15 protein-coding genes are annotated in these 15,626 nt (G+C 76.7%); 3 read left to right on the top strand and 12 right to left on the bottom strand.

Annotation, left to right across the window (positions count from 1 at the left end):
- Both ACQEVU_RS22765 and ACQEVU_RS22760 read right to left on the bottom strand, forming a co-directional pair.
- A complete protein-coding gene (locus ACQEVU_RS22765; protein WP_433326669.1) occupies positions 1–939 on the bottom strand; it encodes a TIGR03557 family F420-dependent LLM class oxidoreductase in 939 nt (312 codons plus the stop codon).
- 4 nt (positions 940–943) lie between these two features.
- Positions 944–1,498 carry a hemerythrin domain-containing protein gene (locus tag ACQEVU_RS22760; protein WP_433326667.1) on the bottom strand — a complete coding sequence of 185 codons (555 nt, stop codon included), beginning with the start codon at positions 1,496–1,498 and terminating at the stop codon, positions 944–946.
- 154 nt (positions 1,499–1,652) lie between these two features.
- Here ACQEVU_RS22760 and ACQEVU_RS22755 point away from each other — a divergent pair, with 154 nt between their 5' ends.
- Entirely contained in the window at positions 1,653–2,012 is a 360-nt protein-coding gene (locus ACQEVU_RS22755; protein WP_433326665.1) for a hypothetical protein, read from the top strand.
- Here the strand turns inward: ACQEVU_RS22755 and ACQEVU_RS22750 are convergent.
- From ACQEVU_RS22750 to ACQEVU_RS22710, 9 genes are read right to left on the bottom strand one after another with little or no spacing between them, the layout of a single operon-like run.
- The gene (locus tag ACQEVU_RS22750) at positions 1,978–2,883 is read right to left on the bottom strand and encodes a glycosyltransferase family 9 protein (protein WP_433326663.1); all 906 of its coding nucleotides are present in this window, start codon (positions 2,881–2,883) and stop codon (positions 1,978–1,980) included. The genes ACQEVU_RS22755 and ACQEVU_RS22750 overlap by 35 nt on opposite strands.
- Positions 2,880–3,569, bottom strand: coding sequence for an SDR family oxidoreductase (locus ACQEVU_RS22745; protein WP_433326661.1), 690 nt, complete (start codon positions 3,567–3,569; stop codon positions 2,880–2,882). The genes ACQEVU_RS22750 and ACQEVU_RS22745 overlap by 4 nt, the downstream gene beginning before the upstream one ends.
- Positions 3,566–4,921 (bottom strand): PfkB family carbohydrate kinase, encoded by a 1,356-nt coding sequence (locus tag ACQEVU_RS22740; RefSeq protein ID WP_433326659.1) that lies wholly within the window; start codon positions 4,919–4,921, stop codon positions 3,566–3,568. The genes ACQEVU_RS22745 and ACQEVU_RS22740 overlap by 4 nt, the downstream gene beginning before the upstream one ends.
- The gene (locus tag ACQEVU_RS22735; protein ID WP_433326657.1) at positions 4,918–5,514 is read right to left on the bottom strand and encodes a D-sedoheptulose-7-phosphate isomerase; all 597 of its coding nucleotides are present in this window, start codon (positions 5,512–5,514) and stop codon (positions 4,918–4,920) included. The genes ACQEVU_RS22740 and ACQEVU_RS22735 overlap by 4 nt, the downstream gene beginning before the upstream one ends.
- Positions 5,511–6,728 carry a glycosyltransferase gene (locus ACQEVU_RS22730; RefSeq protein ID WP_433326655.1) on the bottom strand — a complete coding sequence of 406 codons (1,218 nt, stop codon included), beginning with the start codon at positions 6,726–6,728 and terminating at the stop codon, positions 5,511–5,513. Before ACQEVU_RS22730 ends, ACQEVU_RS22735 begins: the two co-directional genes overlap by 4 nt.
- The gene (locus ACQEVU_RS22725) at positions 6,713–7,660 is read right to left on the bottom strand and encodes a glycosyltransferase (protein ID WP_433326653.1); all 948 of its coding nucleotides are present in this window, start codon (positions 7,658–7,660) and stop codon (positions 6,713–6,715) included. The genes ACQEVU_RS22730 and ACQEVU_RS22725 overlap by 16 nt, the downstream gene beginning before the upstream one ends.
- The gene (locus ACQEVU_RS22720; protein WP_433326651.1) at positions 7,657–9,216 is read right to left on the bottom strand and encodes an HAD-IIIA family hydrolase; all 1,560 of its coding nucleotides are present in this window, start codon (positions 9,214–9,216) and stop codon (positions 7,657–7,659) included. The genes ACQEVU_RS22725 and ACQEVU_RS22720 overlap by 4 nt, the downstream gene beginning before the upstream one ends.
- Entirely contained in the window at positions 9,213–10,196 is a 984-nt protein-coding gene (locus ACQEVU_RS22715; RefSeq protein ID WP_433326649.1) for a glycosyltransferase family 2 protein, read from the bottom strand. The genes ACQEVU_RS22720 and ACQEVU_RS22715 overlap by 4 nt, the downstream gene beginning before the upstream one ends.
- Complete coding sequence (locus tag ACQEVU_RS22710; protein ID WP_433326647.1) at positions 10,193–11,860, bottom strand: carbamoyltransferase family protein; 1,668 nt, start codon at positions 11,858–11,860, stop codon at positions 10,193–10,195. The genes ACQEVU_RS22715 and ACQEVU_RS22710 overlap by 4 nt, the downstream gene beginning before the upstream one ends.
- A gap of 92 nt (positions 11,861–11,952) precedes the next feature.
- On the opposite strand from ACQEVU_RS22710, the gene ACQEVU_RS22705 reads away from it, so the two are divergent.
- A complete protein-coding gene (locus ACQEVU_RS22705; protein ID WP_433326645.1) occupies positions 11,953–13,347 on the top strand; it encodes an aldehyde dehydrogenase family protein in 1,395 nt (464 codons plus the stop codon).
- Positions 13,348–13,361: 14 nt separating this feature from the next.
- On the opposite strand, the gene ACQEVU_RS22700 is transcribed toward ACQEVU_RS22705, so the two are convergent.
- Positions 13,362–14,489, bottom strand: a complete 1,128-nt coding sequence (locus ACQEVU_RS22700; RefSeq protein ID WP_433326643.1) for a SigB/SigF/SigG family RNA polymerase sigma factor — start codon at positions 14,487–14,489, stop codon at positions 13,362–13,364.
- 173 nt (positions 14,490–14,662) lie between these two features.
- On the opposite strand from ACQEVU_RS22700, the gene ACQEVU_RS22695 reads away from it, so the two are divergent.
- Entirely contained in the window at positions 14,663–15,616 is a 954-nt protein-coding gene (locus ACQEVU_RS22695; protein ID WP_433326641.1) for a helix-turn-helix transcriptional regulator, read from the top strand.
- Positions 15,617–15,626 lie beyond the last annotated feature (10 nt).

Here is a 15,626-nt window from a genome sequence, read left to right as displayed (position 1 = left end):
CTACAGGAACTCTTTGCGGTACAGGTCGATGAGCTCGCCGTAGTGCGGGCCGATGTTGGCCACGTACACCTCGTCGAAGCCCGCGTCCTCATACGCCCTCAGCTGCGCGGCCTGCTTCGCCGGGTCGGGGCCGCAGGCGATCGCCTCGCGCACGGCGTCCGGCGTCACCAGCTGCGAGGCCTGCTCGAAGTGCTTCGGCGACGGCAGGACCTGCAACAGCTCGCCGGGCAGGCCCTCGTTGGGCCACAGCCGGTGGGCGGTCGCCACGCCCTCGTCCTCGGTGGGCGCCCACGACGCCTTGAAGCCGCCCTGCACCGGTTTGTCGCCGCCGCCCGCCTCGCGGAACCCGCGGACCAGGCCGGCGTCGGGCATGGTGAGGATGTAGCCGTCGGCGATGCGGCCGGCGAGGGCGAGCGCCTTCGGCCCGAACGCCGACAGGTAGACCCTGGGTGGCGTCGGCGTCCGGGTGTACACCTGAGCCTGCTCGACCGCGAAGTGCCGCCCGCGATGGTTGACGAACCCGCCGTCCCACAGCTTGCGCATCACGTCCACGGCCTCCTCGAGCATCTCGAGGCGCTCGCCCGCCGAGGGCCACCGTTCGCCGGTGACGTGCTCGTTGAGCGCCTCGCCGGTGCCGACGCCGAGGACGAACCGCCCGTCGTGCAGCACGGCGCTGGTCGCCGCGGCCTGGGCGACGACCGCCGGATGGACCCGCTGGATCGGGCAGGTCACGGCGGTGGTGACCGGGATGTCCACGACCTGGCTGAGGGCCCCGATCATGGACCAGACGAACGAGCTCTGTCCCTGCTCGTCGTTCCACGGGTGGTAGTGGTCGGAGATCCACAGCCCCTGGAACCCGGCGTCCTGCGCCATCCGCGCCTGCTCGATCAGCTGGGCCGGGGTGTACTCCTCGCAGGAGAGGAAGTAGCCGATGCGCATGCGTTCACCCGGACCGCAGCGCGTCGCGGATGCGGTCGAAGACGGCCACCGGCGGGCCGAGGAGCAGGTTGGCCGTCGCGGACTCGCCGGCCGCCGGGTGCGGGCGGGTCGGCGCCACCTTCTCGGCCGCCTCGAACACCGACACCATGCGGCGCAGCTTGTCCGGGTCGACGCGCTCGCGCAGCCGCGGGAACTCCTCCTGCTCCTCGTGCGTGGCGTGCTCGACGACGTCCTGCGCGAACTCGGCCATCCGCGCGTCGAACTCCGGGTGCTCGACGCCGAGCTCGTAGAGGTCGGACAGGACCCGCTTCGCCGCGGCCTCCTCGTGCAGCCGCGCCTCCACGACGCGCTCGCCGCCCTCGCCGATGGCGCGGCGGGCCTCCGGGTGCACGATCTGCTCCTCGGCGCTCTCGTGCACGGCGAGCAGCCGGACGAGGTCGTAGAAGAGCTCCTGCTTCTGCTTGTCCTGGGCCGTCGCGATCCGCTCGAACAGTCCCTTGATCTCGCGGTGCTGCTCGAGCAGGACGTCGACGACGTCCTTGTGCTGCAACTGAGTCATGATCTGCGGTTACCCGCCGCCGGGCCACCGTAACGGCGGGATTGTTTCCGGGTGAGGGGCGGGGGTAAGCGCCGGGCCATGAGCGACGAAACGATGGCCGGGCCCGGGAGAGCGTCGTGATCCCGTTACCCTCGCCGGGTTCCTGCCCGACGCGGTGGCGGAGAAGTTCATCGACAAGGCCGGCGTCGACCGGCTCGCCGCGCTGCACCTGGCCATCGACGCGGTGCGCCGCGGCGGCACGATCTCGCTGTCCGGCGTGTACGGCGGCACCGCCGACCCGCTGCCGATGATGGTGCTGTTCGACAAGCAGATCCAGCTGCGCATGGGCCAGGCCGACGTGAAGCGCTGGATCGACGACATCCTGCCGCTGCTGGGCGACGACGACCCGCTCGGCGTCTACTCGTTCGCCACCCACCGGCTGCCGCTGGACGACGCGCCCGGGGCCTACGAGCGGTTCCAGGAGAAGAAGGACGGCACGGTCAAGGTGCTCCTGCAACCCGCTCTGCGGCCCTGAGCACGTCGCCGACGGCGATCCGCAGCAGGGCCGGGTGCGGGTCCGGGCCGGGCGTGTCGCCCGGCTCGGCCGCCCCGCCCGGCCACAGCGCCGCGTGCCGCGGCCGGTCCGGCGGCGGGCCCCACAGCCGCGGGGGCACCGGGCCGAACAGCACCACCGACGGCGTGCCGTAGGCGGTGGCCAGGTGTGCAATGCCGGTGTCGCCGCTGACCAGCAGCCGGGCGTGGGCGACGAGCGCGGCGAGCTCGCGCAGGCCGGTCCGGCCGGCGAGGACGGCCGCGGCCGGCAGGCCGGCGAGGCCGGCGACCTGCCGCGCGAGGGGCTCCTCGGCCGCCGAGCCGGTGACCACGACGTCGTGGCCGGCGCCGGCCAGGGCGCGGGCCGTCCCGGCGAAGCGCGCCGCGGGCCAGCGCCGCCGGCCCGACTTCGCGCCGGGGTGCACGATCGTGACGCCGGGTCGGCCGGTCGGCGGCCGCTCGAGGGCGAGGTCGGCGGGGTCGGCCTCGATGCAGAACCACCGCAGCAGCCGGACCCAGCGGGCCACCTCGTGCTCCTCGGCGCGCCACCGCGGGCCGCCGCCGCCGAACGCGAGCAGCCGGGCGGGCCCGGTCGCGCGCAGGAGGCGGTGCGACTCGGGCCCCTTGCCGTGCAGGTTGACCGCGACCGCCGGGCACAGCACCGGCAGCGGGTCGTCGAGGCCGGCGCAGGGCAGCAGCTCGTCGACCGCGCCGGTGAGCTCGGCCAGCGGGGCGAGCCAGTCCGGCGCGGCCAGGACGAGGGGCTCGGGCGCGAAGGCGCGGCGCAGCGCCCGCAGCGCCGGCACCCCGGTGGCGAGGTCGCCGACGCCGAGGGCACGCAGGACGAGGATCACGGATAGGACGTCTCCGTCTCCGCGCAGACGACGAGCTCCCGCACGGCGCAGCCGCGGGGCTGGCCGACGGCGAACATGACCGCCGAGGCGACGTTCGCCGGATCGTTCAGGACGGCGTCGGGGCCCGGCTTGTACTGCGCGTCCCGGTCGTCGAAGAACTTCGTGCGCATCCCGCCCGGCACCACGAGCGTCACGCCGACGCTGCCGGCCAGCTCGGCGGCGAGGGCCCGGGTGAAGCCGACGACGCCGAACTTGGCCGCGCAGTACGCGGTGGCGTCGCTGACCGCCTTGACGCCGAGCGTGGAGGCGATCGTGACCACATTGCCGTGGCTGGCGGTCAGCGCCGGCAGGGCGGCCCGGATGACGGCGGCGGTGGCGAGCAGGTCGACGGCGACGACCCGCTCCCACGTCTCGGCCGGCACGTCGGCGAGCCGGCCGGGCACGTCCATGCCGGCCGCGGTCACGACGGCGTCGAGGCCGGCGAGGTGCTCGGCCGCGCGCCGGGTGGCGTCCTGCGCGGCGCGGGTGTCGGCCAGGTCGCACTCGGCCCAGGGCACGCCCTCGACCGGCGGCTGCCGGTCGATGACGAACGGGCGCCAGCCGGCCTTGACGGCGGCGCCGACGACCGCGGCGCCGAGGCCGCTCGAGCCGCCGGTGACGAGGATCGCGGGTCCGGCCTGGGTCATGTGGTACCTCCCGAACGGGCAGTGGTGATCATCTTGGTGGTGGAGCGGCCGTCGAGGTAGGGCACGACCACGGTGTGCCCGCCCCAGCGGCGCATGAGGTCGGCCTCCGGCAGGGCTGGCCCGCCGTCGGCGTAGTCGCCGCCCTTCACCCACAGGTCGGGGCGCAGCCAGGACAGGACCGCCTCGGGCGTGGGCTCGTCGAAGACGACGACGGCGTCGACGCAGGCGAGCGCCCGCAGCAGCCGGGCCCGGTCCTCCTGCGCCACCACCGGCCGGTCGGGGCCCTTGAGCCCGCGGACGCTGGCGTCGGAGTTGAGGCACACGACGAGGCAGTCGCCGAGCGAGCGGGCCGCCTCGAGGGTCGCGACGTGCCCGGCGTGCAGCAGGTCGAAGCACCCGCCGGTGGCCACGACGGTGCCGCCGCGGGCCCGCACCCGGGCGACGGCGTCGCCGCCGGGGGATTCGCCGGCCTCGGTGCGGGGCGGCGCGGCCACATACTCGCCGGCCGCGGCGACGGCGGCGGTGACCGCCTCGGACGGCAGCGCGCCCGCGGCGACCGCGGCCGCGGCCGCGGCGGCGAAGCGGTCGCCGGCCCCGCAGGTGTCCCCCTCGGTCACCTGCGGGGCCGGGACCACCAGCGGGGTTGGTCCGGCGTGGCAGAGCACGGCGCCGGCGGCGCCGGTGGTGACGGCGACGGCCCCGGCCCGCCACCGCTGCCGCAGCGTGTGCCCGGCCCGGGTGGCGGCGGCGATGCGGCCGCCGCCGCCGGCGTCGCCGCTGAGCGCCCGCGCCTCGGCCTCGTTCGGGGTGACGAGGCGGGCGCCGGCGACGGGGGCGGCGCCGCGCGGGTGCGGGTCCCACACGATCGGGGTGGCCGTGCCGGCGAGCGCGGCCCGCAGCCACGGCCGGCCGGTCATTCCCCGGCCGTAGTCGCTGACGAGGATCGCGCCGGCGCAGTCGAGCAGCTCGGCCAGGTCGACCGGCGCGTCGCCGGGGACCGCCGGCTCGGTGCCGCCGCGGTCGAGGCGCAGCAGCACCTGGCCGCCGGCCCGCAGCCGCACCTTCTCCGGCGTCGGGCCGGGCAGCGGCACCGGATGCAGCTGTACGCCGGCCGCGGTGAGCAGCTCGGCCAGCCGCTGCCCGCCGGCGTCGTCGGCGATCGCGGTGACGAGGGCGACGTCGAGGCCCTCGCGGGCGGCCAGCAGTGCGGCGAGGCCGGCCCCGCCGGGCCGTTCGGTGACGCGCTCCTCATCGAGCACGAGGGCGGGCGCGTCCGGGCTGACCCGCCGCACCCCGCCGTCGACGTCGCGGTCCAGCAGCGTGTCGCCCATGACGACGATGCGGTCGGTCATGACGCCACCAGCTCGGCGGCCGGGGCGAAAGGGCGCGACAGGGCCCGATCCACGTATTCGCACAGGACGTGGACGGCGACGAGGTGCAGCTCCTGCACCACCTGGCCGTCGGCGCCGGGGCAGGCGACCGCCTCGTCGCAGGCCGCGGCGAGCGGGCTGGGCGCCGGGCCGGTGAGCGCCCAGGTGTGCAGGCCGCTCTCCCGCGCCGCGGCGACGGCGGCGAGGACGTTGGGGCTGCGGCCGCTGGTCGACAGGGCCATGAGGACGTCGCCGGGCCGGCCGTGTCCGCGCACCTGGCGGGCGAAGAGCTCCTCGAAGCCGTAGTCGTTGCCGATCGCGGTGACCGCCGAGGAGTCGGCGCACAGCGCGATCGCCGACAGCGGGGCCCGCTCGTCGCGCAGCCGGCCGACGAGCTCGGCCGCGAGGTGCTGGGCCTGGGCGGCGCTGCCGCCGTTGCCGCAGACGAGCAGGCGGCCGCCGCGGCCGAGGATCCGGGCGAGGCGGGCGCCCCACTGCTCCAGGCGCGCGGCCTCCTGCCGGAACGGGCCGATCGCCGCGGCCAGGCCGGCGAGGTGGGTCTCCAGCGGGCTCATCCGGCCACCGCCTCGGTGAGCACGGCGCCGGTCACGGTCGCGTACAGCGCCTGCAGCTGCTCGGCGGCGCGCCGCCACGAGTACCGCTCGGCGGCGCGGTCCTCGGCCGCGGCCGCGTAGCTGTAGCGGCGCATCGGGTCGTCGAGGAGCCGGCGCAGCGCCCGGCCGAGGGCGACGGGGTCGCGGGGCGGCACGAGGTCGCCGGTGACGCCGTCGACGACGGTGTCCAGGTGCCCGCCGACGGCGGTGGCGACCACGGGGCGGCCGCAGGCCATCGCTTCGAGGACGGTCAGGCCGAACGGTTCATACCACGGCACCGCGGCGACGAGGTCGGCGGTGCGGTACCACCGCGGCATGTCGGCGGCGGGGGCCTGGCCGGTGAGGTGCACGCGGTCGGCGACCCCGCACTCCTCGGCGACGCGGCGCAGCCGGGCGGCCTCCGGGTGGGCGCCGAGCTCGCCGGCCGGCGGGCCGCCGACGATCACGCACTCGGCGCCCGGCACGAGTGGCAGGGCCCGGATGAGCTCGGCGAAGCCCTTGCGCTCCACCAGCCGCCCGCTGGAGAGGAGCCGCCGGGTGGCCGGGCCGGCCGGCGCCTGCGGGCCGTGGGGGGTGAACCGCGACCCGTCGACGCCGGAGGGGATGAGCGCGATGCGAGCGCGCGGCACGCCCATCCGGACCAGCTCGCGGATCTCGTCGCGGCACTGGGCGACGACCCGGTCGACGGTGCGGCCGATGCGCCGCTCGAAGTGGGTCCGCTGCGGCGGGCTGGTGTCGGCGGCGCCCTGGTGGCGGCGCTTGACCGCGCCGAGGGCGTGGTAGGTCTGCACGACCGGCGTGGCCCGCCCGGCGACGGCCGTGAGCGCGGCCAGGCCGCTCATCCAGAAGTGGGCATGGACGATGTCGGGCGCCCAGGCGCCGTCGTCCCAGTGCGCGGCGAGCCAGCGGCCGAAGTCGCCCATGTACGGCAGCAACTCGTCCTTCGGCACCGCCGCCGGCGGCCCGGCCGGCACGTGCACGACGGACACCCCGTCACGCATCGCCACCATGACGGGGCGTGCGGCGTCGTCGCGGCGCGTGTAGACGCGCACGTCATGGCCCAGCGTGGCGAGGGCCGCCGACAGCTCGGCGACGTGGGTGTTCTGCCCGCCGGCGTCCTCGCCGCCGAGGGCGGCCAGCGGGCTGGCGTGTTCCGAGATCATCGCGATGCGCACAGTTGCTCCTCCAGCAGGTGGTCCCAGTCGGCGAGGAAGCGGTCCAGCCCGTAGCGGCGCCGGGCGGCCGCCCGGCCGGCGGCGCCGAGGCGCAGGGCCTCCCCGGGTGACTCGATCAGCCACAGCGCCGCGTCGACGAGCGTGTCGACGCGCGTGGACAGCACGCCCGCGCCGGGCGGCACGGCCTCGACGGCCTCGGTCGTGGCCAGCGCGACGACCGGCAGGCCGATGGTCATCGCCTCGATGAGGCTGAGCCCCAGCGACGTCCAGCGGCACAGGTGCAGGTAGGCGCGGCGGCGGGCTAGCAGCGTGTGCATGGCCGCCTGCGGCGGGTCCTCGAACGTGTCGACCCGCGGCCCGGCCAGCCCGGCGACGCCGATGCCGAAGACGTCCAGCGGCGCGGCGGCGGCGAAGCGTGCGAAGAGGTCGGTGCCGGTGACCCGGCCGCGGCGCAGCGGCTCGTTCGTCACCACGGCCAGCCGTTCGAGGTCGCCGCGGTAGTCGGCGACGGGCGGCACGATCCCGTGCTCGATCACGGCCGTGCGGGTGCCGCCGCAGTCCCAGAACAGCTGGTTGAAGTGGGTGACGTGCACGATGAGCAGGTCGTCGCGGTCGCCCATGGGGTGCCGGGTGGCCGGCACGTCGCCCTTCGGGGTGTTGTGCTCGACGTAGATTTTCGGCAGTCGTACCGCGGGCGCCCACGCGGACAGCAGCGCCAGCTCCTCGGGGCGTTGCAGGATCACCGCGTCGATCTCGTGGGCGCCCAGCCGGTCGTAGGGGACCTCCTCGACGCTGTCCGGCCAGGAATAGGTCTGCGCCCGGCCGCGGCCCCAGGGCCCGCGATCGGCGCTCACCGGTACCAGATAGCGGTGCTTGCCCTGGACGAACGCCGTCGTCCAGGAGCCGTGCACGTGCCACAGCAGGATGTTCACGCGCGCCCTCCGGCGGTGAGCAGGCCGACGGCGGCCACGACGGCGGCGGGGTCGATCGCGCCGAGGCACGGATGGCCCGGCACGGGGCAGCGGGCGGCCCGCGTGTCCCGGCACGCCGCCGCCGCGTCGCCGAGCCGTACCACCGGCACCCGGTAGGGTGCCCACTGTCCGAAGGGGACGGTCGGGGCGAAGAGGCTCACGACGGGCGTGCCGGTCGCGGCGGCGACGTGCGCGGGCCCGGTGTTGCCGGCCACGAGGCAGCCGGCGCCGGCGACGAGCGCGGCCAGCCCGGCCAGGTCGCTCGCGCCGCCGAGGTCGGCGGCGTCGTCGCCGGCGACCTCGGCGGTGAGCGCCTTCTCCGCGGTCGAGCCGGTGACGAGCACGCGGTGGCCGGCGGCGGCGAGCGCGGCGACGATGCGCCGGGACACCGCGGCCGGGACCGTGCGGGCCGGCACCGACGCGCCGGGGTGGACGACGACGTAGGGGCCGGGCTCGCCGGCGGGGGCGAGCGGGCGCAGCCGCAGCCGCAGGTCGTCGCCGGGCGGCGGGAGGAAGCCGGCCGCCGCGGCCAGCGACAGCGCCCGCTCGGGCTCGGGGACTCCGGGCGGTACGCGATGGCGCACGTCGAGCAGCGAGCCCGGGTAGTCGTCGCTGATCGCGCTCACCCGGGCGACGCCGGCCGCGCGCAGCACGAGCGCGGTGGGCAGCGGCGACTGGTGGAACGACGTGAACACGACGGCCTCGGCAGCCCCGGTGGCGGCGAGCCGGCCGGTGAGCGCGGCCAGGTCGGCGGGGTCGACCGGGTCGGGCTCGGGGTCGATCCAGGGCAGCCGCCACTCGACGATCTCGTCGACGCCGGGCAGCAGCTCGGCGGCGGCGCGGCCGCGCGGCCCGCACAGCAGCACCACCCGCTCGGCGCCCGCGGCGAGGGCCCGGATGGCCGGGCCGGTGACGAGCACGTCGCCGGCCGAGTCGGGCCGCACGGCGAGCACGGTGCCCGGCCGGCGCAGCGCCCGCAGCCCGTCGAGGTGCAGCTCGTGGCGGCGCAGGATCAGCTCGACGGCCGCGGGAAGGTCCGCGGCGACGGCCGGCGCGGCGGCGACCTCCGCGGGCCGGGTCACCCCCGTCGGCACCAGCACACCGGCGGCGCCCGCGGCGAGGGCCGCGTCCATGTCCGGCCCGATGTCGCCGACCACGACGCAGCGCCCGGCGGTGGTGCCGATGGCGGCCGCGGCCGCGTGGACCAGGCCCGGGCGGGGCTTGCGGCAGGAGCACCCGTCGGCGTCGGCGTGGGGGCAGTACCGCCACACGTCGAACGGCCCGAGCAGCTCCTCGACGCGCCGGTTGACCCGCCGCACCTGCTCCTCGCTGAGCAGGCCCCGCGCGATGCCGGACTGGTTGCTGACGACGCCCAGCCGCAGCCCGCGCTCGCGCAGCCGGTCCAGGGCGGCGCGGGCGCCGGGCACGGGGCGGACCAGGCCGGGGTCGCCGTTGTAGGGCACGTCCTCGACCAGGGTGCCGTCCCGGTCGAAGAGGACCGCCTCGAAGACGCTCACCGCTCGCCGGCCCCGTCGATCGGCCACGGGCCGGCCGAGCGCCAGCGCCACCGGCCGGCGAGCCAGTGCCCAACGGCCAGGGGCGGGATCGCGACGCTGGTCGCGGTCATGGCGGCGATCTCGGCCGGGGTGCGCGGGCCGGGCGCGATCCGGGCCGCGGCGAGCTCGGCGGTGCCGGCCGCCCAGGCGAGCCCCGCGCCGACGGCGAGGGGCCGCCACCGCCTCGGCAGCGCGGCGGCGCCGAGGGCGGTGAGCCCGGCGGCGACGACGGCGGCGTGCCGGGCGCGGCGGCCGCGCGGGATCTCCAGGTGGGCGCGCCAGCCGGGGCCGTGCAGGCGGCGCAGCAGCGCGTCGTCGGCGTTGCCGCGCTGCGCGCGCAGGCTCGCCAGCGGGCCCGCCGGCCGCACCGGGTGGGTGACCGTGCGGCGGCCGCGGACCAGCCGCCAGCCGCCGGCGCGGACCCGGTGGGCGAGGTCGGCGTCCTCGCGGTACGCCCGCGGGAAACGCTCGTCGAAGCCGCCGGCCGCGGCCAGGGCGGCCCGCCGGTACGCCATGTCGGCGGTGATCCAGGCGCCGCCGGACAGGGCCGCGGTGCCGCGCTCCCAGTCGGTCGGCCGCCGGTGCGCGGGCAGCGGCACCTCGACGCGGCCCTGCACGCCGCCGACGCCGGGGTCCACGTCGAGGTCGGCGAGCAGGTCGTCGTACCAGCCGGCGGCGGGCACCACGTCGTCGTCGAGGAAGACGACCCACTCGTGGCGGGCGGCCCGCCAGCCGATGTTGCGGGCGGCGGCGGGACCACCGCGACCCGCTTGCGCGCGGCCGGTGAGGACCTTCGCGCCGCCCGGCAGCGGGGCCGCCCGGTCCCGCCGGTCGTCGACCAGCAGCAGCTCCACGGCCGGCGGGAGGGCCGACAGCGCGTCGAGCAGCGCCCGCAGGCTCGGCCGGCCGAGGGTCGGCACGACGATGCTGACGCCGCTCACCGTGCGTTCCCCGGCAGGCCCGGCGCCGCACCGAACGCCGCGGCCCGTCGCACCGCGAACGGGCCGAGCGCGAGCAGGTCGATGGGGGCGGAGCCGAACAGCTCCATCGCCTCGCGGGGCGTGTCGGCCATCGGCCGGCCGGCGGTGTTCAGCGACGTGTTGACCAGGACGGGCAGGCCGGTGCGCCGCTCGAACGCCGCGAGCAGCCGCGCCACGAGGGGCTCGGTCTGCGGGTGTACGGTCTGCACCCGCGCCGTGCCGTCCACGTGGACGACGGCCGGGATCCGATCCGTCCACTCAGGACGGACGCGGTGCACGAAGAGCATGTACGGGCTCGGGTACACCCCCTCGAACACGTCGGCGAAGCGCTCGGCGCGCACCATGGGCGCGATCGGGCGGAACTGCTCGCGGCCCTTGATGTCGTTCATCCGCGCGGTCGTCTCGCGGTCGCCGGGGTGGGCCAGCAGCGAGCGGTGCCCGAGGGCCCGCGGCCCGTACTCGCTGCGCCCCTGGAACCAGGCGACGGTGCCGTTGCCGGCGAGGACGGCGGCCGCCTCGGCGGCGATGTCGCCGGGGCGGGTGTAGGGCAGCGCGGCCCGGCGCAGCTCCGCCTCGAGCTCGGCGTCGCTCCAGCCGCGGCCGAGGTCGGCGCCGCGCATCGGCTCGATCGACGCCCCGGTCCCGGACGCCACGTGCAGGGCGGCGCCGAGCGCGGTGCCGGCGTCACCGGCGGCCGGCTGCACCCACACCCGCTCGAACGGGCCCTGCGCGGCCAGCCGGGCGTTGGCCACGCAGTTCAGCGCCACGCCGCCGGCCAGGGTCAGCGTCTGCGGGCCGCCGGCCGCCTCGTGGGTCCAGCGGGCCAGGTCGAGCAGGACCTCCTCCAGGCGCTGCTGGACGGAGGCGGCGAGGTCGGCGTGGTCGTCGGTGAGCTCACCGTCGGCGGCGCGGGCCTTGGCCAGCGACGGCCAGTCGACGGGCTCGGCGCGGAAGCCGCCGCCGCCGGTGGCGCACACGAGCTCGCGCAGCTCGGGCAGGAACCGGGGCCGGCCGTAGGAGGCCAGGGCCATGACCTTGTACTCGTCGCTGGAGTGCAGGAACCCGAGATGGCGGGTCAGGTCCTCGTACAGCAGCCCGAGCGAGTGCGGCAGGCGCTGCGCGGCCAGGGTGGTGAGCTCGCCGCCGCGGTACACGCCGGCGAGGTGGCTCGCGGCCTCGCCCCGCCCGTCCAGCACGAGTACCGCGCCGTCGCCGCCCGCGCACAGCCCGGCGGAGGCGGCGTGCGCGACGTGGTGGGGCACGAACCGCACCTTCTGCGGGTCGAGGCCGGGCAGCGCCTCGGCCAGGAACCAGGGCGCGCGCCGCGCGTAGTCCACGCGCATCGGGTCCCACGGGTCGCTGAGGCCGAGCGTGCCGGGGTCCGCGCAGAGCGCGGGATCGAAGGAGTACGCGACGGCGTCGATGTCCTCGGGTGACAGGCCGGCGGCGCGCAGGCACCAGGCGGCGGACAGCTCGGGCAGCTCCCAGGCCGAGAACGGCACCGGCCGCTTGCCGTGCTTGCGGCGGCTGAACCGCTCCTCCTCGGCGGCCGCCACCGTCCGCCCGCCGACGACCAGGGCCGCGGAAGGATCATGAAATATCGCGTTGATCCCAAGCACTCTCATGCCCGAGCCAGCTACCCGTCGCCGGGCGAGACAACCAAATCGGTTCTCACGCAGAACCGTTTGGCTCGGGCGTGGCCGGGAAGCCGGAGGTCATGCAGGTTGTCGAACACCTCGTCGCCGGCGCCTGGCGCGCCGGCCGCGACCGGTTCACGGTCGCCGATCCGCACGACGGCGTGACGGTCGTCACTGCCCCGGCCGCCGGGCCCGAGGAGGTCGCCGAGGCGGTCGCCGCCGCCCGTGCCGCGCAGCCCGGCTGGGCGGCCACCGCCCCGGCCGAGCGGGCCCGGGCGCTGCACGAGGCGGCCGCGGCGCTGGAGCGCGGGGCCGGCGCGCTGGCCGCGCTGCTGTCGGCGGAGACGGGCAAGCCGGTCGCCGACGCCGCCGGTTCGATCGCCGCCGCCGTGGGCACGCTGCGGCAGTACGCCGAGCTCGGGCCGCTGCACGGCGGCCGGGCCCTCGCGGGCGACCCGGACGCGATCGACTTCATGCGACCCGGCCCGCGCGGCGTGGTCGCCGCCATCACACCCTGGAACGATCCGGTCGCCGTGTCGTGCGGGCTGCTCGGGGCGGCCCTCGTCACCGGCAACGCGGTCGTGTACAAGCCCAGCGAGCGAGCACCGGGCACCGGCTGGCGGCTGGCCGGGCTGCTCGCCCCGCATTTCCCGCCGGCGGTGCTGTCGATGCTCGCCGGCGCGGGCCCGACCGGCGCCGCCCTGGCCGGCTGCGCCGTCGACGTCGTCGCGCACGTCGGCTCCACGGCGGCCGGCCGGGCGATCGCCGCCGCGACGGCCCGCTCCGGCGCGAAGGCGCTGCTGGAGAACGGCGGCAGCGACCCGCTCATCGTCGACGCCGGCGTCGACCCGGCCTGGGCCGCCGCCCAGGCGGCGCTGGGCGCGTTCGCCAACGCGGGGCAGATCTGCGTGTCCGTCGAGCGCATCTACGTGCACGCCGACGTCGCCGAGGACTTCCTGACGGCGCTGGCCAAGGAGGCGGCCGGCTTCGAGATCGGGCCGCTGGTCGACGTGCGCCACCGCGAGAGCGTGCACGCCCAGGTCGACGCGGCCGCCGGGCAGGGTGCGCGGGTGCTGGCCGGCGGCGCGGTGCCGGAGGGCCCGGGCGCCTGGTACCCGCCGACGGTCCTCGCCGGCTGCACCGACGACATGCGGGTCGTGGCCGCGGAGACGTTCGGCCCGGTCGCGCCGGTCGTCACGGTCGGCTCGTTCGACGAGGCGCTGCGCCGGGCGGCCGACAGCCGGTACGGGCTCGCGGCGACCGTGCTCACCCCGTCGATGGGCAACGCGCAGCGGGCCTGGCGCGCGCTGGACGTCGGCACGGTGAAGATCAACGCGGTGTTCGGCGGCGCGCCGGGCGGCGCCGCGCACCCCCGCCGGGCCAGCGGGCAGGGGTTCGGCTACGGCCCCGAGCTGCTGGACGAGATGACGGCAACGAAGGTGGTACACGCACAGCCGCCACCGTCGGGCTGGTGAGTGAGCCCGGGCGCTCAGGCGTCGAGGTGGCGGCGCAGGAAGGCGAGGGAGTGCGCGAGCAGGCGCGACACGTGCATCTGCGACAGGCCGACCTGCTGGGCGATCTCGGACTGCGTGTGGTTGCCGTAGAAGCGCAGCGACAGGATCCGCTGCTCGCGGGCGGGCAGCCGGGCGATCACCCGGCGCAGTGACTCACGGTGGTCGATCAGGTCGTACTCGGGGGCGTCGCCGCCGACGGTCTCCCCCAGGGTGCTGTCGTCGGCCGCCCCGGCCGCCGGGGCCTCCAGCGACAGCGGGCGGTACGCCTGGCCGGCCGCGACCACCTCGATGATCGCCTCCTCGGGCTCGCCGAGGTGGACGGCCAGGTCGGACACGGTCGGTGAGCGCTGCAGGGCCTGCACCAGCTCGTCGCGGGCCGCGTTGACCCGCAGCCGCAGCTCCTGCAGCCGGCGGGGCACGCGCACGCCCGACGTGCGGTCGCGGAAGTACCGCTTGATCTCCCCCACGATCGTCGGCGTCGCGTAGGCGCCGAAGTCGATGCCCCGCTCGCTGTCGAACCCGTCGACGGCCTTGACCAGCCCGAGCGCGGCGACCTGGGTCAGATCGCTGACCGGCTCCGTCGCGCCGTAGCGGCGGGCGAGGCGGCGCGCCATCGGCAGGCACAGCTCGATGACCTCGTCGCGGGCCCGGGCCCGGGCCGGGTCGCCGGGGTCGAGGCCGCGCAGCCGGCCGACGAGCTCGGTGGCCTCGGCCGGGAAGTGCCCGGGCAGCGTCTGCAGGTCGTCCAGGGGCACCGGTTCGCGCACGCGGTGCCGTACCGGCCAGCCGGAGTCGTCGTAGGCGTGCAGCTCCTTGGCGACGCCGGTGATCTCCAGCGCCGACAGCACCGTGCCGGTCGCGCCGGCCAGGCGCAGGCCGGCGCCGATCTGCTCGGCCCGGCGGCGCAGGTACAGCACCACCTTGATCGCCCCGGCATCGAGCACCCGGACCCGCGACACCTCGATCACGATGTCGTGCGCCCCGGCGTCGAGCTGCCGGAACACCAGCTGTCTCACGTACGGCGCGGACGCGTAGTCCAGGACGCCGGACAGCTCCAGCAGGCACCGGTTGCCCCGCGTCGACGACAGGACACACAAGTCCATATGACCGCCCCCTTGGTTCCATGGTGTTTGCGCGAATCGCCCGGCGACTAGGTCGCGGAGCGCTGTGAACCGGGTGGCTGTCAACTGGGCGAACGAATTGTTTGGACGTGCGTTTTCCGGGTAGATGGGCGGGTCATCCTGTACGCGCGACCGCCCGCCCCCGGAGGCTCAGGATGGCGACCACATTCGAGACGACGGACCTGGCCGCCGCCCAGCGGTTTCTGCGCACCACGTACGGCGGGCTCCATCTCACCGTAGCCGACGGGCCGCATCAGATCCGGCTGACGCAGTACTCGCTCGGCGCGGTTCAGCTGCACCACGTGATCCTGCGGCTGCGCGGTCGCGTACACGGCCCGCCGCGGCCGACCCTCGCCATCGCCCGCATCGTCGGCGGCACCGTCACCTGCCGCGGCCCCGGCCGGCGTCGCACCCACCACACGGCCGGCGACGTGTTCATCGCCGCCCAGCCCGGCGAGGCGTTCGACGCCGCGGTCACCGACCCCGACCTCGAGCTGACCCTCATCGATCCCGAGCTGCTCGCCCAGGTGGCCGACGGCGCTGCGAAACGCGTCGCGCGCACGCTGCGCTTCACCGGCGAGCACCCCCTGTCACCGGCCGCGGCGGCGCTGTGGAGCAGCACCTACGACTACGTCCGGCGCGTCATCGCCGACGGCCCCGCCATCGACAAGCCGATGATCGTCGCCAGCGCCGGCCGCCTGCTCGCCGCCGCGTCCCTGGTGGTGTTCCCCAACACCGCGCTGGGCGAGCCCGCCGCCGAGGACCGCGACGGCCCGCACCCCGCGATCGTGCGCCGCGCCGTCGGCTTCGTCGACGACAACGCCCACCGTGCCATCGGGCCGGCGGACATCGCCGGGGCGGCGAACGTCTCGATCCGGGCGCTGCAGGTCGCGTTCCGCCGCTACCTGGACACGACGCCGATGGCGTACCTGCGCCGGGTCCGCCTCGAGCACGCCCACCGCGAGCTGCGCGCCGCCGACCCGACCACGACCGTGCACACCGTCGCCGCCCGGTGGGGCTTTCCCAACCACAGCCGGTTCACGGCGCTGTACCGCTCGGCGTACGGCGTCACGCCCTCGCACACATTGAGCCGCGCCGAGGCGCGGTGAAGCATTCCGT

It is taken from the genome of Dactylosporangium sp. CA-139066, assembly GCF_050936175.1.
GTDB lineage: Bacteria > Actinomycetota > Actinomycetes > Mycobacteriales > Micromonosporaceae > Dactylosporangium.
Note: the sequence above shows the minus strand (reverse complement) of the source record. Positions and strands in the feature narration are given on the sequence as shown.

What these genes read in the sequence shown, in the direction of transcription:
- ACQEVU_RS22765 (WP_433326669.1), bottom strand. Translation starts at nt 939, where the DNA reads ATGCGCATCGGCTACTTCCTCTCCTGCGAGGAGTACACCCCGGCCCAG.
- ACQEVU_RS22760 (WP_433326667.1), bottom strand. Translation starts at nt 1,498, where the DNA reads ATGACTCAGTTGCAGCACAAGGACGTCGTCGACGTCCTGCTCGAGCAG.
- ACQEVU_RS22705 (WP_433326645.1), top strand. Translation starts at nt 11,953, where the DNA reads ATGCAGGTTGTCGAACACCTCGTCGCCGGCGCCTGGCGCGCCGGCCGC.
- ACQEVU_RS22740 (WP_433326659.1), bottom strand. Translation starts at nt 4,921, where the DNA reads ATGACCGACCGCATCGTCGTCATGGGCGACACGCTGCTGGACCGCGAC.
- ACQEVU_RS22745 (WP_433326661.1), bottom strand. Translation starts at nt 3,569, where the DNA reads ATGACCCAGGCCGGACCCGCGATCCTCGTCACCGGCGGCTCGAGCGGC.
- ACQEVU_RS22710 (WP_433326647.1), bottom strand. Translation starts at nt 11,860, where the DNA reads ATGAGAGTGCTTGGGATCAACGCGATATTTCATGATCCTTCCGCGGCC.
- ACQEVU_RS22700 (WP_433326643.1), bottom strand. Translation starts at nt 14,489, where the DNA reads ATGGACTTGTGTGTCCTGTCGTCGACGCGGGGCAACCGGTGCCTGCTG.
- ACQEVU_RS22695 (WP_433326641.1), top strand. Translation starts at nt 14,663, where the DNA reads ATGGCGACCACATTCGAGACGACGGACCTGGCCGCCGCCCAGCGGTTT.
- ACQEVU_RS22735 (WP_433326657.1), bottom strand. Translation starts at nt 5,514, where the DNA reads ATGAGCCCGCTGGAGACCCACCTCGCCGGCCTGGCCGCGGCGATCGGC.